The organism is Delftia acidovorans SPH-1 (assembly GCF_000018665.1).
In the GTDB taxonomy this organism is placed as follows: Bacteria; Pseudomonadota; Gammaproteobacteria; order Burkholderiales; family Burkholderiaceae_C; genus Comamonas; species Comamonas acidovorans.
Genome location: NC_010002.1, coordinates 1,337,190 through 1,362,353 on the forward strand (window position 1 = coordinate 1,337,190; position 25,164 = coordinate 1,362,353).

19 protein-coding genes, 1 pseudogene and 1 CRISPR repeat array are annotated in these 25,164 nt (G+C 66.4%); of the genes and pseudogenes, 11 read left to right on the forward strand and 9 right to left on the reverse strand.

Annotated elements, in window-relative coordinates; all coding sequences use genetic code 11:
- The 4 genes from DACI_RS06090 to DACI_RS06105 form a co-directional block, all read right to left on the reverse strand.
- The gene (locus DACI_RS06090; protein ID WP_012203133.1) at positions 1-2,079 is read right to left on the reverse strand and encodes a putative bifunctional diguanylate cyclase/phosphodiesterase; all 2,079 of its coding nucleotides are present in this window, start codon (positions 2,077-2,079) and stop codon (positions 1-3) included.
- A 172-nt stretch (positions 2,080-2,251) separates the two neighbouring features.
- The gene (locus DACI_RS06095) at positions 2,252-2,755 is read right to left on the reverse strand and encodes a GlcG/HbpS family heme-binding protein (protein WP_013804315.1); all 504 of its coding nucleotides are present in this window, start codon (positions 2,753-2,755) and stop codon (positions 2,252-2,254) included.
- 160 nt (positions 2,756-2,915) lie between these two features.
- A complete protein-coding gene (locus DACI_RS06100; protein ID WP_012203135.1) occupies positions 2,916-3,557 on the reverse strand; it encodes a response regulator transcription factor in 642 nt (213 codons plus the stop codon).
- A complete protein-coding gene (locus DACI_RS06105) occupies positions 3,554-5,125 on the reverse strand; it encodes a sensor histidine kinase (protein ID WP_043780762.1) in 1,572 nt (523 codons plus the stop codon). The genes DACI_RS06100 and DACI_RS06105 overlap by 4 nt, the downstream gene beginning before the upstream one ends.
- A gap of 73 nt (positions 5,126-5,198) precedes the next feature.
- On the opposite strand from DACI_RS06105, the gene DACI_RS06110 reads away from it, so the two are divergent.
- The 6 genes and pseudogenes from DACI_RS06110 to DACI_RS32765 all read left to right on the forward strand — a co-directional run bounded on the left by DACI_RS06110 (position 5,199) and on the right by DACI_RS32765 (position 13,168).
- Positions 5,199-6,191: a cation diffusion facilitator family transporter gene (locus DACI_RS06110; RefSeq protein WP_043780764.1), complete on the forward strand. Its 993-nt coding sequence runs from the start codon at positions 5,199-5,201 to the stop codon at positions 6,189-6,191.
- A complete protein-coding gene (gene dtd / locus DACI_RS06115) occupies positions 6,188-6,658 on the forward strand; it encodes a D-aminoacyl-tRNA deacylase (protein ID WP_012203138.1) in 471 nt (156 codons plus the stop codon). The genes DACI_RS06110 and dtd overlap by 4 nt, the downstream gene beginning before the upstream one ends.
- 122 nt (positions 6,659-6,780) lie before the next feature.
- Entirely contained in the window at positions 6,781-8,556 is a 1,776-nt protein-coding gene (locus DACI_RS06120; RefSeq protein WP_012203139.1) for a dipeptidase, read from the forward strand.
- 115 nt (positions 8,557-8,671) lie between these two features.
- On the forward strand, positions 8,672-9,685 hold the full coding sequence (cas1f, locus tag DACI_RS06125; RefSeq protein ID WP_012203140.1) for a type I-F CRISPR-associated endonuclease Cas1f: 1,014 nt from the start codon (positions 8,672-8,674) through the stop codon (positions 9,683-9,685).
- Positions 9,682-11,841: pseudogene (gene cas3f, locus DACI_RS06130) on the forward strand (type I-F CRISPR-associated helicase Cas3f); the annotation flags it as partial. The gene cas1f and the pseudogene cas3f, both read left to right, overlap by 4 nt.
- 205 nt (positions 11,842-12,046) lie before the next feature.
- Positions 12,047-13,168 (forward strand): hypothetical protein, encoded by a 1,122-nt coding sequence (locus tag DACI_RS32765; protein WP_373769348.1) that lies wholly within the window; start codon positions 12,047-12,049, stop codon positions 13,166-13,168.
- Positions 13,169-13,171: 3 nt separating this feature from the next.
- Here DACI_RS32765 and DACI_RS06135 read toward each other — a convergent pair whose 3' ends face one another.
- Together DACI_RS06135 and DACI_RS06140 are read right to left on the reverse strand one after the other, a co-directional pair.
- A complete protein-coding gene (locus DACI_RS06135) occupies positions 13,172-13,483 on the reverse strand; it encodes a HigA family addiction module antitoxin (RefSeq protein ID WP_012203141.1) in 312 nt (103 codons plus the stop codon).
- Positions 13,484-13,561: 78 nt separating this feature from the next.
- Entirely contained in the window at positions 13,562-13,843 is a 282-nt protein-coding gene (locus DACI_RS06140) for a type II toxin-antitoxin system RelE/ParE family toxin (protein WP_012203142.1), read from the reverse strand.
- 170 nt (positions 13,844-14,013) lie between these two features.
- On the opposite strand from DACI_RS06140, the gene csy1 reads away from it, so the two are divergent.
- Genes csy1 through cas6f form a run of 4 tightly spaced genes read left to right on the forward strand, consistent with a single transcriptional unit; the run spans position 14,014 to position 18,151 of the window.
- Positions 14,014-15,411 (forward strand): type I-F CRISPR-associated protein Csy1, encoded by a 1,398-nt coding sequence (csy1, locus tag DACI_RS06145; protein ID WP_012203143.1) that lies wholly within the window; start codon positions 14,014-14,016, stop codon positions 15,409-15,411.
- Positions 15,408-16,496 carry a type I-F CRISPR-associated protein Csy2 gene (gene csy2, locus DACI_RS06150; RefSeq protein ID WP_012203144.1) on the forward strand — a complete coding sequence of 363 codons (1,089 nt, stop codon included), beginning with the start codon at positions 15,408-15,410 and terminating at the stop codon, positions 16,494-16,496. The genes csy1 and csy2 overlap by 4 nt, the downstream gene beginning before the upstream one ends.
- A gap of 54 nt (positions 16,497-16,550) precedes the next feature.
- Positions 16,551-17,579: a type I-F CRISPR-associated protein Csy3 gene (csy3, locus tag DACI_RS06155; protein ID WP_012203145.1), complete on the forward strand. Its 1,029-nt coding sequence runs from the start codon at positions 16,551-16,553 to the stop codon at positions 17,577-17,579.
- Between the two features lie 5 nt (positions 17,580-17,584).
- The gene (gene cas6f / locus DACI_RS06160; RefSeq protein ID WP_043783206.1) at positions 17,585-18,151 is read left to right on the forward strand and encodes a type I-F CRISPR-associated endoribonuclease Cas6/Csy4; all 567 of its coding nucleotides are present in this window, start codon (positions 17,585-17,587) and stop codon (positions 18,149-18,151) included.
- Between the two features lie 129 nt (positions 18,152-18,280).
- Positions 18,281-21,790: a CRISPR direct-repeat array (repeat unit 28 nt; unit sequence GTTCGCTGCCGCGTAGGCAGCTCAGAAA).
- Positions 21,791-21,984: 194 nt separating this feature from the next.
- Here cas6f and DACI_RS06165 read toward each other — a convergent pair.
- On the reverse strand, positions 21,985-22,371 hold the full coding sequence (locus DACI_RS06165; RefSeq protein ID WP_012203147.1) for a hypothetical protein: 387 nt from the start codon (positions 22,369-22,371) through the stop codon (positions 21,985-21,987).
- Between the two features lie 198 nt (positions 22,372-22,569).
- Between DACI_RS06165 and DACI_RS06170 the strand changes: the two genes are divergently transcribed.
- Positions 22,570-23,052 (forward strand): helix-turn-helix domain-containing protein, encoded by a 483-nt coding sequence (locus DACI_RS06170; protein WP_043780768.1) that lies wholly within the window; start codon positions 22,570-22,572, stop codon positions 23,050-23,052.
- A gap of 212 nt (positions 23,053-23,264) precedes the next feature.
- Here the strand turns inward: DACI_RS06170 and DACI_RS06175 are convergent, their stop codons facing one another.
- Positions 23,265-24,023: a sulfite exporter TauE/SafE family protein gene (locus tag DACI_RS06175; protein ID WP_012203149.1), complete on the reverse strand. Its 759-nt coding sequence runs from the start codon at positions 24,021-24,023 to the stop codon at positions 23,265-23,267.
- A gap of 190 nt (positions 24,024-24,213) precedes the next feature.
- A complete protein-coding gene (locus tag DACI_RS06180) occupies positions 24,214-25,158 on the reverse strand; it encodes a LysR family transcriptional regulator (protein WP_043780772.1) in 945 nt (314 codons plus the stop codon).
- Positions 25,159-25,164 lie beyond the last annotated feature (6 nt).

Genomic DNA, 25,164 nt, shown 5'->3' on the forward strand with positions numbered 1-25,164 from the left:
CTATTGTCGTTGGACTGGATGACTGTTGTGCAATTGCCAGGCGCGCGCCCTCTCGGCCGGCAGGGGCGGCGCCACAAGGTATCCCTGCATCATGCCGCAGCCCAGCTCGCGCAAAAGCGCCAATTGGGCAGGTGTTTCCACGCCTTCCGCCACGATGTCCAGGTGCAGGCTGTGGCCCATCTGCACGATGGCGGTGACGATGGCCGTGTCGTCCTCGCTATCGGGGACGTCGGCGATGAAGGAGCGGTCTATCTTGAGCTGGTTGATCGGGTGGCGGCGCAGGTAGGCCAGCGAGGAGTAGCCGGTGCCGAAGTCGTCGATGGCCAGGCCCACGCCCAGGGCCTGCAGCGCCTGCAAGGTGTCCTGCACCTGCCCGCTGGTGTGCATCAGCGTGGACTCGGTCAGCTCGATGTGCAGCCAGCGCGCCTCCAGCCCCGTTTCCTCCAGCACCTGTGCCACTTCGCGCGCCATGTCGCGCTGGCGGAATTCCAACGCCGAGAGGTTCACGGACAGCGGCACCGGCGCCAGGCCCTCGTCCTGCCACTGGCGCGCCTGGCGGCAGGCCTCGCGCAGCACCCAGTGGTCTATGGCCGAGATCAGGCCGCGCGCCTCGGCAAAGCCGATGAACTCGCCGGGCAGCACCAGGCCGCGCTGCGGGTGGCGCCAGCGCACCAGGGCCTCGAAGCCCGCCAGCCGGCCATCGGCCGTGAAGGTCTGGGGCTGGTAGTACAGCTCGAACTCGCCGCGCTCCAGCGCGCCGCGCAGCTGCTGCTCCTGCATCAGCATCTGGGCCTGGGTGGCCTGGCCGTCCTGGGCGGGTGCATAGAACTGCAGGTTGCGCCGGCCGCTGTCCTTGGCCATGTGCATGGCGCTTTCGGCGCGGTTGAGCAGCTCTTCGGCGTTTTTCCCGTCGCCGGGGTACATGGCGATGCCCATGCAAGGCGAGATCACCAGCGGCGTGCCATCGATGGCGCAGGGCGCCTCGATGATGCGCTGCAGGTGGCTGGCCTGTGTCTCGGTTTCCTGCGGATCGGGGTCGTCGGTGAGCACGACCACGAACTCGTCGCCGCCCACGCGCGCCACCAGGTCGTGGGCACGCACGCTGCCGCGCAGGCGCTGGGCGACCTCGCACAGCAGCAGGTCGCCGGCCTGATGGCCCAGCGAGTCGTTGATGGTCTTGAAGTGGTCCAGGTCGATGATGAGCACGGCCAGGGCGCGCCGCTTGACCGAAGCCAGCGACAGCGCCTGGCGCAGCATCTGGATCAGGCGCACGCGGTTGGGCAGCTGGGTGAGCTGGTCGTGCTGGGCCAGGAAGTCCATGCGCTCCTGCGCCAGCTGGCGCAGCGTGATGTCGCGCACCAGCACGATGCGGTAGGGCTCGCCCTCGGCCGGCATGGTCTTGGCCTCGATCTCCACTGGGATGCGGTGGCCGTCCTTGTGCTGGATGGCGCCGTCGAAGCGGTCCTCGCGGCCGCTGCGCATGTACTGCAGCGCGTAGAGGCGGAACTCGGGGCAGATGTAGTCGAGAATGGGGCGGCCGGTCAGCTCGTCCAGCGTGTAGCCGGCCAGGCGGGACAGGGCCTCGTTGCCGTCGATGATCAGGCCGTCGCGGTGCATGACGATGGCCTCGGTCGTGACCTCGGTGAACTTGCGCATGCGCTCTTCGCTGTCGCGCACCTTCTGCGCCACATGGTGGTGATGGCTCACGTCGGTGATCTGCACCACGGCGCCCTGCAGCTGCCCGTGCTCGAAATGCGGCATCAGCAGCGATTCGATATGGCGAGGCGGTCCATCCGGCTGTGGCACCTCGCGCTCGTAGCGCACATGTTCGCCGCGCAGGCCGCGCTCCACATGCTCGGCGATGAGCTGCCACACGGCTTCGCCCACGATCTCGCGCACGGTCTTGCCGATCGCCTCGGCGGGCGTCAATCCGAAATTGCGTGCGTAGTTGATGTTGGCGAAGCGGCAGCGCAGCGTGCGCGCATCGAAGTAGGCCAGCATGGCCGGAGCCGTATCTGCTATCAGCCGCAGCAGCGTATCGTTGGGCCCCGTGATTTGCGCATCGACGTTCTCTGGCATTCGTCCCCCTCGCTGGGGATTTATAGCGGAATCGCCGAGATTTTGATAGCGCTCTTGTGCGAGGGTGAGCGGCCGCTGACGCGAGGGGGCGCGTGCGGCTGTCGAGCATCGGGAGCCGCCATGGCGGCCTGTCTTTTTTTTGCAGCGCCGCATCACGTGCGGCGCGGCTTCTTTACTTGAGCAGGTCCTGCACCTGGCCCAGTGCAGTCTGGGCGCACTTGTCGTCCAGATGGCCGCCGGGCGCGCCGCCGATGCCCACGGCGCCGATCACCTCGTTGCCCACCTTCACCGGCAGGCCGCCGCCCAGCAGCAGGTAGCCGGGAATGTTCACCAGGTTGGCGGCGCCGGGGTTCTTCTGCGCGCCTTCCATGATGGCCAGCGTGCTGTTCTTGGCCGATGCGGCCGTATAGGCCTTCAGGCGGCTGGCCTCCAGCGTGTGGGGGCCCGCGTTGTCGGCGCGCTGCACGGCGCGCACGGTGCCGGCACGGTCCACCACGGTGGCGGTGACGGCATAGCCGTCGGCGGCGCAGGCGGCCACGCTGCGTGCGGCGATCTGGTTGGCCAGCTCCAGCGACATGTTCTTTTCCGTGCGCACGGCCTCGGCCTGGGCGGCGGTGGTGATCAGGCCCAGGGTCAGGGCAGCGAGGGTGGCGAGCTTGGTGGCGTGGCGTTGCATGGTCTTCTCCTTGGGGGTCAGTACGGCCCGGGCCACAAGCCCGGACGGCATGCATGCACTGTAGAAAATGCCGCCGCCGCGCACCATTCGGACGGCTACGCGCGGCGCTGCGTAGAAATACGGAGAAGCCAGGCGCGCTGCTGGGCGAGGAGGTGGCGCTTCAGGCGCCTGCCGCCGTGTCCGCCAGGCTGGCGTAGCGGCGTATGAGCTGGGCCAGGCTGGGCGCCTCCAGCTTGGCGAAGAGGTTGGCCCGGTGCGTTTCCACCGTGCGCGGCGACAGCTCCAGGCTGCGGCCTATCTCCTTGTTGGTCAGGCCCTGCACGATCAGCGCCAGCACCTCGCGCTCGCGTGCCGAGAGCTGGGCGAAGCGCTGCTGCGCATCGCGGTCGGCCTGCTGGCGTTCGCGCGACTGCACATGGTGGCGCACGGCGCCTTGCAGCGCGTCGATCAGCACTTCGTCGTCCACGGGCTTTTCAAGGAACTCGGCCGCGCCGGCCTTGAAGGCGCGCCGGCACATGTCCACCGTGCCATGGCCGGTGAGCATGATCACGGGCTGGTCCACGCCCTGCTCCACCAGCCGGCCCAGCAGGGCCAGCCCGCCGATGCCGGGCATGCGCACGTCCATCACGATGGCGCCTATGCCCTGGCGGTCCAGCCCTTCGAGAAAGGCCAGCGGATCGGCCCAGCACTGCACGCGCAGGCCCACGGTGCCGATCAGCAGGGCCAGGCTGTCGCGCACGGCCTCGTCGTCATCGACCAGATGGATCAGCGGGGACAGGTCTTGGGCAGGCGCGGCGGTCATGGGTTCGGTGGTGGTGGTGGTGGTGTGGATGCGGTGGGAGCGGCGCATGCCGTGGATGCATTGGCGCATGCACTGGCGCACGCCGCAGGCAGCAGCAGCTCGAAGCGGGCTCCGCTGCCCGGTCCCGAGGCGGCCAGCTCCAGGCTGCCGCCCATGGATTCGGCCAGGCTCTGGCTCAACGTCAGGCCCAGGCCCAGCCCCTGGGCGCGGCCCGTGGCAAACGGGGTGAACAGGCGCTGGCGCATCTCGGGCGCCACGCCGGGTCCGCTGTCCTGCACCGCCACCAGCAGGCGGGTGTCGCGTCGTTCCAGCTCCACCCGCAGATGGCGTGTTGCGGGCGGCTGCTCTTGCATGGCCTGCAGCGCATTGACCAGCAGGTTGTGCAGTATCTGCTGCACGGCCACGGGGTCGGCCTGGGCGGCGGGCAGATCGGCGGCCTGCACTTTCATCTGCACCTTGACCTGGACCTGGCGGCGCCGCAGCTCGGGCTCCAGCAGATAAAGCGCTTCGGCAACGGCCTGGTTCAGATCCAGCGGCTCGGCCTGGGGCGCAAGCCCCGGTTGCTCCACCAGGCGGCGCAGCCGGCCTACCACGGCGGACGCGCGCTTGGCCTGCTCGGCCGCCTGCGTCATGGCCTGGCGGGCGGCGTCCATCTCGGGCGGGTCCTCGGCCAGCAGGCGGCGCGCGGCCTGGCTGTTGGACAGCACGGCCGTCAGCGGCTGGTTCAGCTCATGCGCCATGCCTGCGGCCAGTTCGCCCAGCGTATTGAGCCGTGCCACCTGGCCCAGCTGCAGCAACTGCTCGGCGCGGCGGCGGGCCACGCGCTGGCGCAGCAGGGCGCGCAGCGCGGCCACGGCCAGCGCGCAGCCCAGGGCCCAGCCCAGCATGGCCGTCCAGGGCAGCACCGAGGCGTCCAGCGGCTGGCGCAGGTACAGCACCAGCGGCTGGCTGGGCGAGGCCAGGGTCTTGCTCACCTCCCAGGACCATGTGTTCCAGCCTGGCGAGCCGGTGCTGCCTGGCTGGATCAGGAATTCCTGCCCGCCCAGGGCCAGCCAGGCGCGCACCGGGCTGGTGGCCGGTGGCATGGGCCATTCGTCGGCGGGAATGGTGGCGCGCAGGTCCAGCAGCAATGCATAGCTGGCCGGCAGCCCGGCCTGCACCAGGTACAGGCGGCCCCGGGTGAGATCGGCCAGGGCCAGTTCGGCATGGCCGCTGGCCTGGGAGCGGCGCTCGGCCTCGGCCATGCCGTGCGGCCAGGGCGCGGGCCATGACTCGCCTGCGGCGGCCGAGCGGCGCGCCACATCCAGCACCTGCGGATACAGGCGAGGCAACTGCTTCCACGAGGCCTGGTCGGTCGCGGGCTGGCGCGGCTGCAGCAGCGCCAGCGTGCCCAGGATGGCATCGTGCTGCACCATGCGCTGGCTCAGCAGCCGGTGGGCAATGCGGGCATCGGTATCGAAGACCTCGCGCAGCGACTGCAGGCGCCCATGCGCCAGCCAGGCCGCGCCGCAGCCTGCGGCCACGGCCCAGGCCAGCACCCACCCCGCTGATCGCTGCCATCCATTCATGGCGCGGATTCTGGCATGCGGCCCGCGCAGGCAGTGGTCTAATCCGCAGCACCCCCACCTATCGCAGCGCAGCATGGCCGAGTCCACTCCATCTACCGCCAACGCATCCGACTGGATGGCGCCGCACAGCCTGATGCGCATCTCGGTCGTTGTGGCGCTGCTGACCATCGTGCTCAAGACCCTGGCCTGGTGGCTCACAGGCTCGGTGGGCCTGCTGTCGGACGCGCTCGAATCCTTCGTCAACCTGGCCGGAGCCGTGTTCGCGCTGACCATGGTCACCATCGCCAAGCGGCCGGCCGACACCGATCATCCCTATGGCCACCACAAGGCCGAGTACTTCTCTGCGGGCTTCGAGGGCATCCTGGTCATCGGCGCCAGCCTGGCCATCGCCTGGGCGGCGCTGGCGCGGCTGTGGAACCCGCAGCCGCTGGAGCAACTGGGCTGGGGCCTGGCGCTGTCCGTGGTCAGCTCCGCCCTCAACGGCCTGCTGGCCGTGGCCATGCTGCGCTCGGCGCGCCAGCACCGCTCCATGGCGCTGGAGGGTGATGCCCGCCACCTGCTCACCGATGTCTGGACCTCGGCCGGCGTCGTCATCGGCCTGATCGGCGCATCGCTCACAGGCTGGCTGTGGCTGGACGCGGCCGTGGCCATAGGCGTGGCGCTCAACATCTGCGTGCAGGGCGCGCAACTGGTCTGGCAGTCTTCCCAGGGCCTGATGGACCAGGCGCTGGACGCGCCCGAGCGCCTGCGCATCGACGCCGTTCTGGACCGCCATGCGCACCGCGAGCAGGGCGTGGTCTTCGACAACATCTCCAGCCGGCGCGCCGGCGAGCGCAGCTTTGCCGACCTGCACATGCATGTGCCCGGCGACTGGAGCGTGGCCCGCGCCGCGCGGCTGCGCACCGAGATCGAGGCCGAACTTCTGCAGGCCGTGCCCGGGCTGTATGCGCGCATCGAGCTGCTGCCCCTGGGCATGCAGACCGCCATGGAAGCCGCCATCGAGGCGGCGGGCCAAGCGGACACTCCTTCCCCATCCACCGACAAGAACCCGAACCCCGAACAATGATCAGCATCCTGCAGCGCGTGAAACAGGCCCGCGTGGAAATCGACGGCCAGGTCGCCGGCAGCATAGGCCCCGGCCTGCTGGCCCTGGTCTGCGCAGAGCGCGGCGACACCGAGGCCGAAGCCGACAAGCTGCTGGCCAAGATGCTCAAGCTGCGCATCTTTGCCGACGACGCGGGCAAGATGAACCGCAGCGTGCAGGACCTGGACGGGCAGGGCGCCTGCGGCGGCCTGCTCATCGTCAGCCAGTTCACGCTGGCGGCCGACACCGGCGGCGGCAACCGCCCCAGCTTCACGCGCGCCGCGCCACCGGCCGAGGGCGAGCGCCTGTACGACTACATCGTCCAGCGGGCGCGCGCCCTGCACCCGGAAGTCGCCACGGGCCGCTTCGGCGCCGACATGCAGGTGCACCTGCTCAACGACGGGCCCGTGACCATTCCGCTGTCGATAGCTCCGGCCACCGCGGCATAGCCTGCCGCAGACCTGCTGTTCTGGGGCGGATTCTGGCGCGATCTGCGAGCACGTCCTGGCCGGAAAAGGGCTGCAAAGCCCGTATTCTTGCGGCCTCAGCATTCATCGACAGACCGACGACCATGAAGAACCATCCGTTCAAAGCCTCCACCCTGGCCCTTGCCATGAGCATGGCCCTGGCGTGGAGCGGCGCGGCCGGCGCCGACACCCTCAGGAAGCCCGCGCTGGACGCGCTGGCCCAGGCGCAGCCGGCGCCCACCGACTTCGCCAGCTTCCTGAAGCAGGCCGCGGCCGCGCAGCCTGCCATCGCCCAGGCCGTGCAGCGACATGCGGCAGGCGCCGCGCTCACGGGAGATGAACTCAACCACGTCGCCCGCCTGCTGGGCCTGTACACGCGGCTCACGCAGGAGCAGGCCGTGCTGGCCAGCATCGAGCGCATGGTGGCCCTGCCCACGGTGCGCGATCCCAAGGTGCCACCCCATGAAAGCCCGGCCATCCTCGCCTTCGGCGAACTGGTGCAGCAGATGGCCAGGGACTTCGGCCTGCAGTACCGCAACGTGGACAACCGCATCTTCGAGGTCACCCTGCCTGCGAACACCGCGAGCGCCTCGAACTCGGGCACCGATGAATTCGGCATCCTCACCCATGCAGACGTCGTGCCCGTCGTCCCCGCCGAATGGGTGCTGGACGGCCAGGCCATCGACCCCTTCAAGGTCACGCGCGTGGGCGACAAGCTCTACGGGCGCGGCACCATCGACGACAAGGGCTCCATCGCCACCGTGCTGTTCGCCATGAAGGCCGTCAAGGACAGCGGCCTGCCCCTGTCGCGCGGCATTCGGCTCATGATCGAGACCACCGAGGAAACCGGCGGCGACGCCATGAAGTACTACCAGGGCAAGACCACGCTGCCCGCCTACAACATCGTGCTGGACAGCAAGTACCCGGCCGTCGTCGCGGAAAAAGGCTCGGGCGCGCTCAAGGCCGTATTCGACGACGTGAAGGCCGACCCCGCCCAGCCCGCCATCACCGCCATGGCCGGCGCCGCCTCGGCCAACGCCATTGCGCAGACTGCCACCGCCACCATCACGGCCGGCGACGAAGCCGCCATCGAAGCCATCGCCGCGCGCCTGCAGGCGGCCAAGGGTGACTTCACCACCAGCTATGCAGGGCAGGGCGGGCCGTTCACCATCGACATCCAGCGCAGCGGCACCGCAGCCACCGTCAAGGTCACGGGCACCTCGGCCCACGGCTCGCGCCCTGAGGAAGGCGTCAACCCCGTGCCGCGCCTGACGCTGTTCCTGCAGCAGGTGCTCATGCCCACCGATGGCGTGGCCCTGGTCCAGCCCAATGCCTACAGCAACGCCCTGCGCTACATCAACGGCGCCTTCGGCCTCGACTACTTCGGCAAGCAGCTGGGCGTTGCCTATGCCGACGACTTCATGGGCCCGCTGACCCTGTCGCCCAACCTCATCAAGGCGGCAGACGGCAAGCTGGAAGTCACCACCAACGTGCGCATGCCGCGCGGCAAGACGCCCGAGCAACTGCGCACCGAAGTCGAGCAACGCATCACCCGCTGGAGCGCGGCCGCCAAGGTCCCCCTGACCCTGCAATACACCCAGGGCAACTGGATGGCGCGCGACCCCAAGGGGGCCTGGCTGTCCACCCTGCTCAACATCTTCGGCGACACCACGGGCCTGGACGCCAAGCCCGTGCCCACGGCCGGCAGCACCACGGCCAAGCTCATGCCCAACGCCATCAACTTCGGCCCTGCCATGCCCGGCAAGAAGTACACGGCGCACAACGCGCTCGAATACAAGGAACTGCCCGACCTGCGCGCCGACATGCAGATGTTCACGGAAATGCTGGTGCGCATCGGGAATCTGAAGCAGATGCAGTGATCATTCACTGGGATGTAAAGAAAGGCGCCTTGTACAAGCAAGGCGCCTTTTTATTCCTGGGACAAGCCATTGAAGGGGATTGGCAATTTGATACAACTGCCTGCGGGAGGCTGCAATGCAGGATATCAAGGGCCAGGATCTCAAGACCATTCTCCATTCCAAACGCGCCAACATCTATTACCTTGAGCACTGCCGTGTACTGGTCAATGGCGGGCGGGTGGAATATGTGACCGATGCCGGCAAGCGCAGCCTGTATTGGAATATTCCCATTGCCAACACCACCAGCATCCTGCTGGGCGCCGGCACCTCCATCACGCAGGCGGCCATGCGGGAACTGGCCAAGGCGGGCGTGCTGGTCGGCTTTTGCGGCGGCGGTGGAACGCCTTTGTTCAGCGCCAATGAAGTCGATGTGGAAGTCGCCTGGCTCACTCCGCAAAGCGAGTACCGCCCCACTGAATACCTGCAGGCCTGGGTCCAATTCTGGTTTGACGATGAACTGCGCCTGCATGCCGCCAAACAATTGCAGGCTTTGCGATTGCAGCGGCTGCAGCAGGAATGGGGTGCACGTGCCTTGCGTGAATCCGGCTTTGCCGTGGACATGGAGCGCCTGAAGGCGCTGGTGCAGCAATTTGCGGCGCTGATGGCCAATGCGCCCGATGTCATGACACTGCTGACCGATGAGGCACGGCTGACCAAGGCCTTGTTCAAGCTCGCCGTGGACGCCGTGGGATATGGCGAATTCACACGCGCCAAGCGCGGCACCGGCACCGATGGAGCCAACCGCTATCTGGACCATGGCAACTATCTGGCCTACGGACTGGGCGCCACGGCCACCTGGGTGCTGGGCCTGCCCCACGGTCTGGCCGTGCTGCATGGCAAGACGCGGCGCGGCGGCCTGGTGTTCGATGCGGCCGATCTGGTCAAGGATGCGGCCATCCTGCCGCAGGCCTTCCTGTCGGCCATGCGCGGCGACGACGAGCCGCAATTTCGCCGCCAATGCATCGAGGCGCTCACGCGCAGCGAATCGCTGGACTTCATCATCGACACGCTCAAGCGCATTGCCGTCGACACGGCGCGCATGGCCGGCGCGTCCGCCACGCCCGGCGCTGCGCAGGAGGCCGGCACATGAACGTGCTCTTCGTCTCCCAGTGCAGCAAGCGCGCCCTCACCGAAACGCGCCGCATCCTCGACCAGTTTGCCGAGCGGCGCGGCGATCGCACTTGGCAGACGCCCATCACGGCGGCCGGGCTCGACACCGTGCGCAAGCTGCTGCGCCAGAGCGCGCGCAAGAACACCGCCGTGGCCTGCCACTGGATACGCGGGCGCGACCACAGCGAGCTGCTGTGGATCGTGGGCGACGGGCGCCAGTTCAACGCCGAAGGCGCCGTGCCCACCAACACCACGGCCAGCAACGTGCTGCGCGCCGAAGATGAAAGCCACTGGCACCACCTGCCACTGATCACGGCGCTGGCCGCTTTGGCGGCCCTGGTGCATGACTTGGGCAAGGCCACCCAGGCATTCCAGGACCGGCTGAACAATCCTGGCCTGCGCGAGCGCAACCACTACCGCCATGAATGGGTGTCGGTGCGGCTGTTCCAGGCTTTCGTGGGCGGCGACGGCGACGCGGCATGGCTGCAAAGGCTGGCAGCCTGTGTGGATGAGGCCGCCGATGCCCGGGCCTTTGAGGCGCAATGGCTGGATCACCGCAGCGGCCGCCTTCTGCGCGATGGCCTGGACGAGCCGCAGGCCAGCCAGCATCTGCCGTTCAAGGCGCTGCCGCCGCTGGCCACCGCCGTGGCCTGGCTGGTTCTGACACACCATCGGCTGCCCTGCATGCCGGTCGCTGCAGGCCGGCAGGAGTCCGACGACGAGCTGGAGCCCGACCGCCGCCAATGGTGCCGCTTCGGCGCGCGCCCGCGCTTCGTCAACAGCAATGACATCGAGCAACTGCTGCAGTGCATCAGCGCCGACTGGAACGAGCCGCGCGAGAAAGCCGACCCGGCGAAAGTGCGCTCCCATTGGGACTTCCCGCAGGGCCTTCCGGTGGCCACGGCACCCTGGCGAAAGCAGGCCGCGCGCTACGCAATCAAGCTACAGGAACTGACGGGCCGGTCGCTTGACGCTGCAAGCCTGGGAGATCCGTTCACGCTGCACCTTTCGCGCCTGTGCCTGATGCTGGCCGACCACCACTACTCCAGCATCGAGGACGAGGCGCGCCGCCATCCTTTCCGCAACGCGGGCTATCCGCTGTACGCCAACACCCGGCGCAAGAGTGCAGCTCCAGGTGCCGCGTCCGCTTTCAACCAGACGCTGGACGAACACCTGCTCGGCGTGCAGGCCCATGCCACGCTGGTAGCGCGCTCGCTGCCCACACTGGCGCGCAGCCTGCCGGCACTGCGCAGCCATCGCGGCCTCAAGAAGCGCAGCAGCAACACGCGCTTCCAGTGGCAGGACAAGGCCGCCGACCTGGCTGCCAGCGTGCGCCACCGGGCCGCCAGCCAGGGCGGCTTCATCGTCAACATGGCTTCCACTGGCTGCGGCAAGACGCTGGGCAATGCGCGCATCATGAACGCGCTGGCTGACCCGGGCGTGGGCATGCGCTGTGCCTTCGCCATTGGCCTGCGCACGCTCACGCTGCAGACGGGGCGGGTGTTCCAGAACGACCTGGGCCTGGGCGACGACCAGCTCGCCATCAAGGTCGGCGGCGCGGCCAGCCGCGCGCTGTTCGAGTACTGGGAAGCGCAGGCCGAGGCCACGGGTTCGGCCTCGCGCCAGGCGCTGCTCGACGAAGGCGGGCAAGTCCTGTTTGACGGCAATGACCAGCACCCACTGCTGCAGCGCCTGACCGACGATGCGCAGGTGCGCTCGCTGATCGCCGCGCCCGTGTTGGCCTGCACTGTGGACCACCTCACGCCCGCCACCGAAAGCCTGCGCGGAGGCCGCCAGATCGCGCCCATGCTGCGCCTCATGACGGGCGACCTGGTACTGGACGAGCCCGATGATTTCGACATGGCCGACCTGCCCGCGCTCACGCGGCTAGTGCACTGGGCGGGCCTGCTGGGCTCGCGCGTGCTGCTGTCCTCGGCCACCTTGCCGCCAGCGCTGGTGGAGGGGCTCTACCTGGCCTACCGCGCCGGGCGCGAGATCTTCCAGCGCCATCGCGGCGAGCGGCCCGGCGAGCCCGTGGCCATCTGCTGCCTGTGGGTGGACGAATTCCACCAGCAGGCACTGGACTGCGCCGATGGCGCAGGGTTTCGCACAGGCCATGAAAGCTTTGTGCAAAAGCGCGTGGCCCAGCTCGCCCGGGCCGAGGTGCGGCGCCTGGCTGCCATCGCTCCCCTGCCTGCCGGCTGGCAGGGGCTGGACCCGGCCGCGCGGCGCCGGGATTTTGCGCATCGCGCTGGAGCATGCATGGCAGTTGCACCAGCAGCCGGGCAACCATGGCATCGACCCTGCCAGTGGCAAGCGTGTGAGCTTCGGCCTCATCCGCATGGCCAACATCGAACCGCTGTTCGACGTGGCCGTCGCCATGTATGGCCAGGGCGCTCCTGCACCGGGCGTGCGTGTGCACCTGTGCGTCTACCACTCGCAGTTTCCGCTGCTGGTGCGTTCCAGCATCGAGCGGCACCTGGACACTGTGCTGGACCGCCGCTCCCCCGACGGCGCAGACCCCATCTTCCAGAGGCCGGCCATCCGCGCATTGCTTGATGCCAACGATGAGGCCGATCACATCTTCATCGTGCTCGGCTCCCCCGTCACCGAAGTGGGCCGCGACCACGACTATGACTGGGCCGTGGTCGAGCCCTCGTCCATGCGCTCGCTGATCCAGCTGGCCGGACGCGTGCGGCGCCACAGGCCGGGTGCGGTGCAGGAGGCCAACATGCGGTTGCTGGACAGCAACCTGCGTGCTTTCGAGCATCCAGGCCGAGCAGCATTCTGCAAGCCGGGTTTCGAGATGGAGCCGGTGGATGACAAGGCGGACACGGCGCGGTACTTCCACCTGCGCTCGCATGACCTGCAATCGCTGCTGGCCAAGCACACCAAGGGCGAGCCCCTCTGGCCCGTGGATGCCCGCGCACGCATCGAAGTGGCCAGGGAGCAGTTCCACCCGGCCAGGAACCTCGTGGACCTGGAACACGCCCGCCTGCACGACACCATGCTGCCGCGCCCCGCAGACAGCCCGGATGCCACGCCGGTGCTGCGCGCCGCCAGCCTGCACTGGGCCAGCCCAGCCTGCTTCTGGCTCACGGGCCTGCTGCCGCAGTTCCAGCGCTTTCGCTACGACCCGCTGCCGCGCGTGGATGTGGTGTTTCTGCCGGACGAGGAGGAAGAGGGCCTGCAACTGCACCGCGTGGTCGATGGCCAGCGGCGGGGCGACAAGCTCCATGTGCTGGTGCAGGACAGCCTGCTGCACCGGGAACCATTGGACCCACGGAAGGGGTCTGTCACTGCATGGGGGCAGGCCGACCTGATGCAGGAACTGTTAGCCCTGGCGGAGGGCAAGGGGCTGGCGCTGGATGCCTGTGCAGGCAAGTACGCCACGGCCAGCCTGCCCGACAAGGCACAGGGCTGGCGCTGGCATGGCGTGCTGGGCTTTGTGGGCCGGGCCTGAGGATCAGGCGGTATGCAGCTGCATCGGATGAACTTGCCTCACGGACGCCTGCAACTCCGCGTTCAGCTCTGCCGTGCGCAGGTCGTAGGCGGTCTGAAGGTTCAGCCAGGACTGGGCGTCGCCCCCAAAGAAGCGGCTCAGCCGCAGCGCCGTGTCGGCCGTGATGCCGCGCCGCTCCAGCACGATGTCGTTCACGCGCGAGGCGGGAACGTGCAGGTGCCTGGCCAGCGCGTTGGCGCTCATGTCCATGGGCTTCAGGTAGTCCTCGCGCAGGACTTCACCTGGGTGTATGGGGCGCATGCCGTTTTTAAGCATGTCTTTCTCCTGTGCTCCTCATTGGGAGGCGCCGGTTCCCAATCTGCCTATGCGGCAGAGTTGGTGTGTCATTGCTCGTCAGTGGTAATCCACTATCTCTACGTCAGCCACTCCCTTTTCCGTCCAGACAAAGCAGACGCGCCACTGGTCGTTGATGCGGATGCTGTGCTGGCCCTGCCGATCTCCCACGAGCATTTCCAGGCGATTGCCAGGAGGGCTGCGCAGAAATTCAAGTGTCACAGCCGCATCCAACTGAGCCAGCTTGCGCTCCGCCACGCTCTGGATGTTGGCGAACCGGCGGGTCTTGCCGCTGGTGAACAGGCGCTGGGTTTCCGGGCACTTGAAGGAAGTGATCGCCATGAGAAGGGAATTTTATACCGCTTACCGTTATTCGGGATGCTGCCTGCGCGGCAGAAAAGAAACGAGGTGCAGAACACAGACCACACACATCATCTACTGAGCTGCCAATATTCCGGCAGACTACACAAATCATGGTTGATTTCTGATTTTTTCGCAAGGAGGGAGAAGCAATGCCACCCACCCCAAGCGCCATGCGATGGCATGACGCCATCGCAACCTTCATTCAGGAGCGCCTCAAGGCCAAGCTGGACAAGCTGGCCGAAGACGACCTCAAACGACAGGAGCTGCTGGCTCAGCACCAGCGCGATACCTGGATGGAAGACGCCGCCCGCCGGGTGACGCAAATCCAGGCCGTCACCCACTCCCTCAAGCCCATACACCCTGATGCGCGCGGCACCAATCTCTATGTGGAGCCGGCCAGCCTGCCAGCGCTGCAGGAACTGGGAAGCCATGCGCTGGGGCAGTCCTTCGCTGGCGATGTGGTGGGCAATGCGGCGGCGCTTGACGTCTACAAGTTCCTCAAGGTCGAGGTGGACGGCACCAGCCTGCTGGCCGCGCTGCTGGCGCAAGACCCGGGCGCGCTCCAGGCCCTGCATGAGGACCCGCAGCAGGCCATGGGCTTGCGCGATGCCTTCGTCGGCCTGACCCAGCCGCGCGCGGGCGCACCCAGTTCGCACACGCGGGCCAAGCAGCTGTACTGGCTGACGGGCAGCGATGCCTGTGCCGATGAAGGCTATGAATTGCTGGCGCCGTTGTTTGCCACCACGCTGGCGCATGCCGTGCATGCGCAGGTGCAGGAAGACCGCTTTGGGGAAAGCAACAAGGCGGCCCGGCAGGCGCGGCGCGAGCGCAAGGCGCATGACGGCGTCTTCCATGACTACCCTGGGCTGGCCGTCCAGAAGATGGGAGGGACAAAGCCACAGAATATTTCCCAGCTCAACAGCGAGCGTGGCGGAGTCAACTACCTGCTGGCGTCGCTGCCACCGGTCTGGCGCAGCAGCGATGTACGGCTTCCGGTGCATGCCAGCTCCGTGTTCGACAGGCTGTTCATCGGCCGTCCCGAGGTGCGAAGCACGGTGCGCAAGCTGCGTGCCTTCCTTGCGACCGACCCGGAGCCCAACCTGCAAACGCGCGAGCGCCGTGAAGCCTTCATGGATGCGCTGATCGATGAAATGGTCTCGCTCGCCGGCGAAGTGCAGCAGACCCTGCCCGCTGGCTGGAGCCGCGATGTGGAACGCTTCGGCAAGCTGGTGCGTGAAGAGCAATTGTGGCTGGACCCATTGCGAACCGAACTGCGCGATGAGGCAGATTTCGCCCGCGAATGGCTTTGGATGGACTGGCCTGCCGAGGTAGGCAAACGCTTTGCCAACTGGCTCAACAGCCAGCTCTTCGGCCAGTTGCCTGTGGGCGACGCCGAGGCGCGTGTGTGGAAGAAAGAGCTGCTGACCGATGAGGATGGTTTTGTGCAGCAGTTGCGTGAACTGCGCAAAAGGCTGGACGCCCCGGCCTATATCCCTATCCGCAAAACGCACGATGAACTGGTGATGCACAGGGGGGGCGCGGTATGACGCAATCGCCACAACCGCAGGCCATCCTGACCTTCCCCCATCTGCGCGTGCAGAACGCCAACGCCATCTCCAGCCCGCTCACGCACGGCTTCCCCTCCATCACCGCCTTCACCGGACTGATGTGGGCGCTGGAGCGCAAGCTGGCGCAGGCCGGCATCCCCTTGCGCCTGCACGCGGTGGGCGTGGTCTGCCACCACCATCAGGAGCAGGTGACGCAGGGCTATGTGCGCAGCTTCAACCTCACGCGCAACCCGGTGGACAAGGACGGCAGCACCGCCGCCATCGTGGAGGAAGGGCGCATCCACCTCGACATCTCCCTGGTCTTCACCGTCTCGGAAAAACGCGTCCCCGGCTCCAACTCGGCCCCGACCCTGGTGCAAAGCGCTGCCGAGCCGATGCAGCAATGGGCCGATGAAGCCGGGCAAATCCTGTCGCAAATGCGCGTGGCCGGCGGCAGCCTGCTGCCATCGCGCGCCGCGCCCGGCAGGCGCGTGCGCCCCAGGCTGTCCGTGCTGGCAGAAGACGCCACCGAGCGCAGCCGCCAGTTCCGCGAATGGCGGCGCCAGTGGCTGCCGGGCTTCGCCCTGGTGGGGCGTGACGACCTGCTGGCCGACCGCCTGCACAGGCTGCGCGACAAAGCGGCGCACACCACGCTGCTCGATGCCTGGCTGCATGCATCGCGCTTCAACCACGAGCCCGTGTCAGCGGCCGAAGGCCAGCCCCCGCCTGCCGATGGCAAGCATCCATGGGCAGATCCCTGGCGCGGCCCCGGCAGCGGCTGGATCGTGCCTGTGCCCGTGGGCTATGCGGCGCTCTCGCCATCGCATGCCGCAGGCGAAGTGCTCAACGCCCGCGATGCCACCACGCCGCTGCGCTTCGTGGAGTCGGTCTACTCGCTGGGCGAATGGATCAGCCCGCACCGCCTCACCCATCTGGAGCAACTGCTGTGGCATGCGCACACCGATGAAAAGCGGGGCCTTTACCGCTGCCGCAGCGGCTACGTGCCAGACCCCGCAGCCGTGGCCGACCCTGACGACGCCGCAGCCCAGGAGCAGGAAGACGACGACAGCTATGCATACACCTGACCCGCGTCCTTGCACCGCCGCCTTTCACACCGTATTGCCAAAGGATTGAACACCATGTCCAGCACCCTCAAGACCGCATCCGTCCTCGCCTTCGAACGCAAGCTCGACCCCTCCGACGCCGTCTTCCACGCAGGCAACTGGGATGACCGGGCGGCCTCCGCCTCCTGGCCCTCCGTCAAGCTGCGCGAGAAATCCGTGCGCGGCACCATCTCCAACCGCCTCAAGACCAAAGACCAGGACCCGGCCAAGCTCGACGCTGCCATCGAGAACCCCAACCTGCAGACCGTGGACGTGGCAGCCCTGCCCGCCGATGCCGACACGCTCAAGGTGCAGTTCACGCTGCGCGTGCTGTCTGGCGCAGGCACCCCGTCTGCCTGCAACAGCGCCGAATACCAGGCCAGGCTCGCGCAGACCGTCCAGACCTATGCCTCGGCCCAGGGCTTTGCCGAACTGGCCAACCGCTATGCGGCCAACCTGGCGAACGGGCGCTTTCTGTGGCGCAACCGCGTGGGCGCGGAAAGCGTGCAGGTGCAGGTGGTGCAGCTCAAGGATGGCAAGGCCGGGCAGGCATGGTCGTTCGATGCGCTGGCCCACAACCTGCGCACGCTGGAGCAGCCTGACGAGAAAGTGGCTTCGTTGGGCAGCGTGATCGCGCAGGGGCTTGAGGGCAAGGCCCATGTGCTGCTGCAGATCACCGCCTTTGTGCGCCTGGGCGCGGGCCAGGAAGTCTTCCCCTCACAGGAGCTGATCCTCGACAAGGGCAGCACCAAAAAGAGCAAGACGCTCTACCAGATCGGTGAAAAAGGCCAGGAGGTCGCCGCCATCCACTCCCAGAAAATCGGCAACGCCCTGCGCACCATCGACACCTGGTACGACGGCGCGCAGGACCTGGGCCCCATCGCGGTCGAGCCCTACGGCTCCGTCACCACCCAGGGCAAGGCCTGGCGCCAGCCCAAGCAAAAGCAGGACTTCTACACCCTGCTGGACGACTGGCTGCTCAAGGACAAGGTGCCGCCCGTCGAGCAGCAGCACTTCGTGATGGCCGTGCTGATCCGCGGCGGCGTCTTCGGCGATGCGAGCTGATGGCCATGACCTCGCACTACATCGACACCACGCTGCTGCCTGACCCGGAGTTCAGCCACGCCCACCTGTTGGGCGCGCTGGTCGCCAAGCTGCACCGCGCGCTCGTGCAACTGGGCAGCACGGACATAGGCATCAGCTTTCCCGGCTACAGCCTGCGTCCACGCACTCTGGGCACCATCCTGCGCCTGCATGGCAGTGAAGCCGCGCTGCGCGGCCTGATGGAACAGCCCTGGCTGCAGGGCATGCGCGATCACGTGCACTGCACGCCGCCAGCTTTGGTGCCAGAGGGCGCCGTGCCCTGCCTGGTGCAGCGCCGGCAATTCAAGACCAGCCCCGACCGCCTGCGCCGCCGCCGCATGCGGCGCAAGGGAGAAACCGCAGAACAGGCTGCGGCCGCCATCCCCGACAGCGTGGAGCGCACCCCGGACCTGCCCTACGTTCAACTGCGCAGCGCCAGCACCGGCCAGCCGTTTTGCCTGTTCGTGGAGCAGAAAGCGGTGCAGGGAACGGCGGGCCAGGAAGGCTTCAACACCTACGGGCTGAGCCTGGGAACTGCTGTTCCCTGGTTCTGACCCTTTTTCTGGCGGCCTGCAGACTGCCTTGTAAATCAACAGCTTGGCAGATACCCCGCAATTTGGGGTGTTCGCCAGCTGGAGGTGATAGCTCTTTCAAAATCAATGGATTGGGGAATTTTTTGCCTAGTTCGCTGCCGCGTAGGCAGCTCAGAAATGGAAGAACGCAGGCCATTCGGGGTTGGTCTTGTTCGCTGCCGCGTAGGCAGCTCAGAAACAGCAGCCAGCGTGTCCGGGCTTGGCGCTGTTGTTCGCTGCCGCGTAGGCAGCTCAGAAAATGAGGCCGTGGAACTGGTGGGCTATGGCGAAGTTCGCTGCCGCGTAGGCAGCTCAGAAAAACACGCCGAGGCACTCATTGCGTGCGGCCCAGTTCGCTGCCGCGTAGGCAGCTCAGAAATATGTCTGCGGCAGACCACGTGCGGCGCCCGGGTTCGCTGCCGCGTAGGCAGCTCAGAAAAAATCCAAGAGCACGCCAAGACCGCCGCCGCCGTTCGCTGCCGCGTAGGCAGCTCAGAAAATACCCAGCAGCGAGCTGACGCCGTACTGCACGTTCGCTGCCGCGTAGGCAGCTCAGAAAATCGCCGATCCCCTTCACGCCCTTGGCGGCTTGTTCGCTGCCGCGTAGGCAGCTCAGAAATCAGGGTCGGGGGTGAAATAGGCGACGGTGGCGTTCGCTGCCGCGTAGGCAGCTCAGAAAACATAGTCGAAGATCCGCGCCACGCCGCTGGAGTTCGCTGCCGCGTAGGCAGCTCAGAAATGGCCCGTGATTCCAACCCCGAGCCTGCCGGCGTTCGCTGCCGCGTAGGCAGCTCAGAAAGGCCCCGACGTGGTGGCAGGGCGCTGGTACAGGTTCGCTGCCGCGTAGGCAGCTCAGAAATTCCAGAAGCAGGCCGAACTGCGCTGCAACAAGTTCGCTGCCGCGTAGGCAGCTCAGAAATTGACCTGCTGATATTCGCCGGGCGGACCACAGTTCGCTGCCGCGTAGGCAGCTCAGAAATTGTAGTTACCGGAGCCGACCCACGCCACCTCGTTCGCTGCCGCGTAGGCAGCTCAGAAATGACGATGTGATCGAGGGCGTGCCCGAGACCAGTTCGCTGCCGCGTAGGCAGCTCAGAAATTCATGCGCTCGGCAGGGATTGTCCAAATCGCGTTCGCTGCCGCGTAGGCAGCTCAGAAAAGACCTGGGGAGCGTCAAAGCCAGATTACGACGTTCGCTGCCGCGTAGGCAGCTCAGAAAATGCCCCAGCCGCAGACCGTGGCCGTGCTGTTGTTCGCTGCCGCGTAGGCAGCTCAGAAAAGCACAACAACCTCATCACGCCCGAAGTAAAGGTTCGCTGCCGCGTAGGCAGCTCAGAAATTTGGGTGTCTGGGCGGGGTATGAGACGGGCGGTTCGCTGCCGCGTAGGCAGCTCAGAAATTCAAAGGCTGGGCCGACACCCTGACCGGCTTGTTCGCTGCCGCGTAGGCAGCTCAGAAAGTCGCGCGGGTCAGAGCCTGGGCCATCGCGCTGTTCGCTGCCGCGTAGGCAGCTCAGAAAAAGTCCAAAAGCCGGGCGTGCTGATGCGCTGGGTTCGCTGCCGCGTAGGCAGCTCAGAAATATCAAACCGTCGAGCTGGGCGATACCGATAGGTTCGCTGCCGCGTAGGCAGCTCAGAAAAGCTTGCGGCACAGAGCAATGCTCCACTTCTCGTTCGCTGCCGCGTAGGCAGCTCAGAAAGAGCAGTCACTGCAGACGCTGCAGGATCTGGTGTTCGCTGCCGCGTAGGCAGCTCAGAAATGTAGCGCGCGCGGACTTCCGCTGGCCCGCACGTTCGCTGCCGCGTAGGCAGCTCAGAAACACTGCAGGAATTGCGGTGCAGAGATTTCGGAGTTCGCTGCCGCGTAGGCAGCTCAGAAATCTCTCACTCGTTGTTTTGGTTTTCATGCAGCGTTCGCTGCCGCGTAGGCAGCTCAGAAAACGCCCGAGCCGCTGGGCTTGAAGATGGTGGAGTTCGCTGCCGCGTAGGCAGCTCAGAAAAATTCCTGGGAGGCCGCTGACAAGGCCTACCAGTTCGCTGCCGCGTAGGCAGCTCAGAAATTGCCGTACTCGACCACCGCCACCATGGCCAGGTTCGCTGCCGCGTAGGCAGCTCAGAAAAACAAGAACTGCCCGGAGGGCAACAGAACCATGTTCGCTGCCGCGTAGGCAGCTCAGAAAGCCGTCATGGCCCACATCGCCAACCGCTATTCGTTCGCTGCCGCGTAGGCAGCTCAGAAAGACTGCTACCCCTGGACGCGCTGATGGCCGGGGTTCGCTGCCGCGTAGGCAGCTCAGAAATGAAAGCCCGCCTCGAATAGCTGGCTCGTGCCGTTCGCAGCCGCGTAGGCAGCTCAGAAAATGCAACACGCCACCACCGCCATGCGTACCTATGTTCGCTGCCGCGTAGGCAGCTCAGAAAAAGGCCACCGGGAGCACGCCATGAACGCCCGCGTTCGCTGCCGCGTAGGCAGCTCAGAAATGACCCTGCTGATGGCGCCCCACTCCCTGAACGTTCGCTGCCGCGTAGGCAGCTCAGAAATTTCGTGATGGGCCCTGGGCTTGCCAGGGCGGGTTCGCTGCCGCGTAGGCAGCTCAGAAAACGCAGGCACGCGCGCCCAGTCCTCGACCTTGGTTCGCTGCCGCGTAGGCAGCTCAGAAAAGTGCTGCGTGAAGGGATCGTGGGAGCGACTTGTTCGCTGCCGCGTAGGCAGCTCAGAAACGAACGTTCGTCTGCGGATGTTGGTGCGCCTCGTTCGCTGCCGCGTAGGCAGCTCAGAAAGCGAGTACGCCGCCCAGGCCTTGGGCCAGCCCGTTCGCTGCCGCGTAGGCAGCTCAGAAATGGACCAGATCAGCGAACCGCCGGCCCCCTGACGTTCGCTGCCGCGTAGGCAGCTCAGAAGCGCCACCCTGTACAGAGTGCGCGGAGCATACCGTTCGCTGCCGCGTAGGCAGCTCAGAAATTCATGGCCCGGATGGCGTCAGCAGCGGCATCGTTCGCTGCCGCGTAGGCAGCTCAGAAAATCAAGGCCGTCATCGCCCTGGCCCATAGAGCGTTCGCTGCCGCATAGGCAGCTCAGAAATGCGAACGTTCCCCTCTGGAAGGAAGCCCCATGTTCGCTGCCGCATAGGCAGCTCAGAAAATGCAGTGGCCAGGGCGACAGTGCGCCCGGCCGTTCGCTGCCGCATAGGCAGCTCAGAAAGCCTGGCCGGTGCCGTGCGCGCTGGTCACGGCGTTCGCTGCCGCATAGGCAGCTCAGAAATGATCCGCGACGTGATGGACGTCACCCTGTTCGTTCGCTGCCGCATAGGCAGCTCAGAAAAATGCCCGATCCCAACAACAGCGACGCTGAAAGTTCGCTGCCGCATAGGCAGCTCAGAAAATGCCCCCGCCTTCGATCTCGATGCCCATCTGGTTCGCTGCCGCATAGGCAGCTCAGAAAACGCCGATGCTGCCCACGCTGACGACAGGGCCGTTCGCTGCCGCATAGGCAGCTCAGAAATGATTCAGGGTTGCGCTGCTCATGCAGCTGTCGTTCGCTGCCGCATAGGCAGCTCAGAAATGATCCCATCCAGGGGCAGAGCGCTACTAGCCGTTCGCTGCCGCATAGGCAGCTCAGAATCCCTCAACTTTGACGACCGAGTAGTTTTTGTAGATCGCGGCGTATGGGCTGCATCAAAAATGCTCTCTGCCTAGAGTGGCAGAAGCCGCTCTGTACTCGGTCGGATCTTGCCTTGCATTGCCCGGTACGGCCCAGTCCATGGAGCCGCGCTGCTGTTTCCGCAGCTTTTTCCGCATCCGAGACCTTCTGAACCCTCATTTCATTCCCTGTTCCACAAATTCCACGAAACTCGCACCTTCATCGAACACCCTCAGGGCCAGCGACAGGCGCTTGCCGTAGACAGAGTCGGGCCGGCTGAAGGCTTGCACTGCCAGTGCAACAGCAGAGCGTGCCCGATACCACTCGCTGTCGAACTCGCTGGCACAGCCCAGCTTCATGTCCTTCATTCGCCGGATGTGATGCAGGGCGAGTTCTGCGACCAGTTCTACTTCAACATCGGTTTCGTCCCGTACGTTATCCGTGTCGGTGGTAGCAATCAGGACCTCCAGGCGGTGCTCGGCACAACGGATGGCAAGCGCCATCATTTGTTGTGAATCGGGGCATTGAGAGGTGCCGCGAGCATGGGCAGATGTGGCATGCATATCGAGTTCCTTTGTGCTCTCACGGGAGCCTTGCATGTGAAAAGACGCGGAGCGATGGCGAAGGCGTGCACTCCCCTGCCTTGGAGCGGGGAATACAATCACTCATCATCCAGATTGGTATCAAACAGTCATGAACAGTATTTTCAATACTAAAAATGACTTGTCAATACTTTTCAGGACTATCGACAAGAAAGATGTATGAACAACGCACTGGCTCAGCGGCTCATCAAGGCGCGTTCAAGTCATGGCTGGAGCCAGGCCGATTTGGCGGAGTCCAGCGGAGTAGCTGCTGCGCAGATCTCTCGGTACGAGCAAGGCCGTACGACGCCACGGCCTCCCGTTGTCGCCAAGTTGGCCAAGGCACTGGGGGTCCGATTCGAGTGGTTGGCGTTTGGACAGGATGACACCGCAGGCAAGGAGCCCGGATATCCACCCGTGCAGGTCAAGCGTGTGGAGATTGAGGTGGAGGATGCCCTCCATGCGGCTGTGCAACGGTTTGCCCAACGTACAGGAATGGCCTACGAGGTGCTCTGCGTTGCGCTGATGCGGGAAATGCTGGAGCGCTTCGAGCGGCAGCCGGCTGATCTGGAGGATTTCCTGAGACGTCATCAAAGAACCCAGCTTGCGCTCGAGGGCGCAGAGCATCAGGAACTTTCAATAGTGGTCCCCGTGCCCGAGTAGCCGCGCGCGCCAGGATGAGCCACCTCGCCTGAAACGCATCTGGCGCCTCGTCCTCCGCCGTAGGCTTTGCTGAGTGGGTGCTGATCCCGAGACCTCTTTGGCTTGGCGGCAATCTTCCACTTGACCCGGCCCGAGGGCTTGTGCGGCAGATGCGCTTGCCTTGGGGTGAGTTGCTGTTTACCTGCAATGCACTTGTACGCTGCAGCCCCGCCTCACTGCCTCCAGAAAAACACCCCCGCCATCACCAGCCCCGTCAGCACGATGCCTGCGCGCAGCCATTCGGGCGGGATGCGGCGCGCCAGGCGAGCTCCGCCGTAGCCGCCTGCGGTGGCGGCAATCATCATGACCAGGGCCTGCTCCCACTGCACGACGCCGCCGGCCGCATAGATGGCGACGGCAATGGCCGTGAGCAGGGCGGAGACCAGGTTCTTCATGCCGTTCATGGCGTGCAGCCTTGTCTGGCCCAGCAGGCCGAACAGGGCCAGCAGCAGGATGCCCAGGCCGCCGTTGAAGTAGCCGCCGTAGATGGCCACGGCCAGCATGCCGGCGCCGGCCTTCAGGGGCGATGCATGGGCGGCATGCTCGGCGCTGCCGCGTGATGCCATGCGCCTGAGCTGGGGCGCGAAGGCGAACATGGCGGTGGCGGCCAGCAGCAGCCAGGGGACGACCTTGCGGAACAGGTGGTCGGGCGTGACCAGCAGCAGAGCCGCGCCCAGCGAGCCGCCGATGAGCGACAGCACGATCACGCCGCGCATGCCCAGGCCGGGCGGCGGCTCCATGTCCTGGCGAAAGCCCCAGGCACCGGCCATGTAGCCGGGCAGCAGGGCGACGGTGCCGGTGGCGTTGGCGGCCACGGGCGGCACGCCGGTGAAGACCAGGGCGGGCAGGGTGAGGAAGCTGCCGCCCCCGGCAACGGCATTGAGCGCGCCGGCCACGAAGGCGGCGCTCATGAGCAGTGCGATGTCCCACATGGGTGTTGTCTCCTCCTGGGGCCGGGCATCGGCAGGCCGCCGTGGCCTTGCGCGGCCAGGCCGGTGTTATAGGTCGAGGCCGATCTTAGTGCCGGACCATCGGGCGGGCTGTCGCACCGGCATGGCGGCGGGGTCAGGGCTGCTTTGCGCAAAAGGACAGGATCGCGCCGGCGTGGTGGCCGCCTGGCGACTAGGGCGGCTCCACCGCCGGGCCGGGCAGGCCCAGCGTGGCGCGCAGCAGGGCAACGCGCGGGTTGGCGACGGCGCTGCGGTAGATCAGCGCCACGGGGCCCATGGAGATGGCGGGTGTGACATGCACCCTGCGCACCCCCAGCGACCGGGGCGAGGCCTGCAGCGTGGAGTCGGGCACGGCGCTGAGCCCCAGGCCGGCCCGGACCAGTTGCAGGTTGGTGAAGGGGCTGGTTGATTCGATGACGGGCGTGGGCGCGATCACGCCTTCGCGGCGGAACACCTCTTCCATCATGCGGCGCAGCATGGAGCTGCGCGTGGGCAGGATCCATCGCTGGCGCGCCAGCTCCTCCCAGCGGTTGCTGCGCGCGTGGCCTGCAGGGTGGTCCGGCGGGGCGATGACGGTGAAGCCGGTGTCGAACAGTTTTTCGTAGCGCAGCGGCTGGCCTGCAGCCTCGGGCAGCTCGGTGGGGTAGCTGGTGATGAGGGCATCGAGCTGGCCGTCCAGCAGGCATTGCACAAGCAAAGGCACGCGTTCTTCCTTGAGCTGTACCCGCACATGGGGCTGCTGTGCGGCCAGGTCCGCCAGTACGCCGGGCAGGTAGCCCTGTGCCACGAAAGGCGGGGTGCCGATGCGCAGCAAGGTGATGGCCGGTTGCTGGGCGGTCTCGCTGCCCAGATGGCGCAGCTCGGCCAGCAGCATGGCCGCGCCGCGGATGGCGATCTCGCCCTGGGCCGTGGGTTCGAGCCCGCGCGCATTGCGCAGGAACAGCGCCACGCCGAAGGCCGCCTCGATCTCGCCCAGGGCCTTGCTCAGCGCGGGCTGGGTCAAATGCATGAGGCCGGCGGCGGCGCGCAGGCTGCCTCCCTGGTGCAGGGCCAGCAGGAGCTGCAGGTGCTTGAAGCGCAGCCGCGACAGCAGGCGTTGCGGGTCGAAGTCGTGCATGTTCCC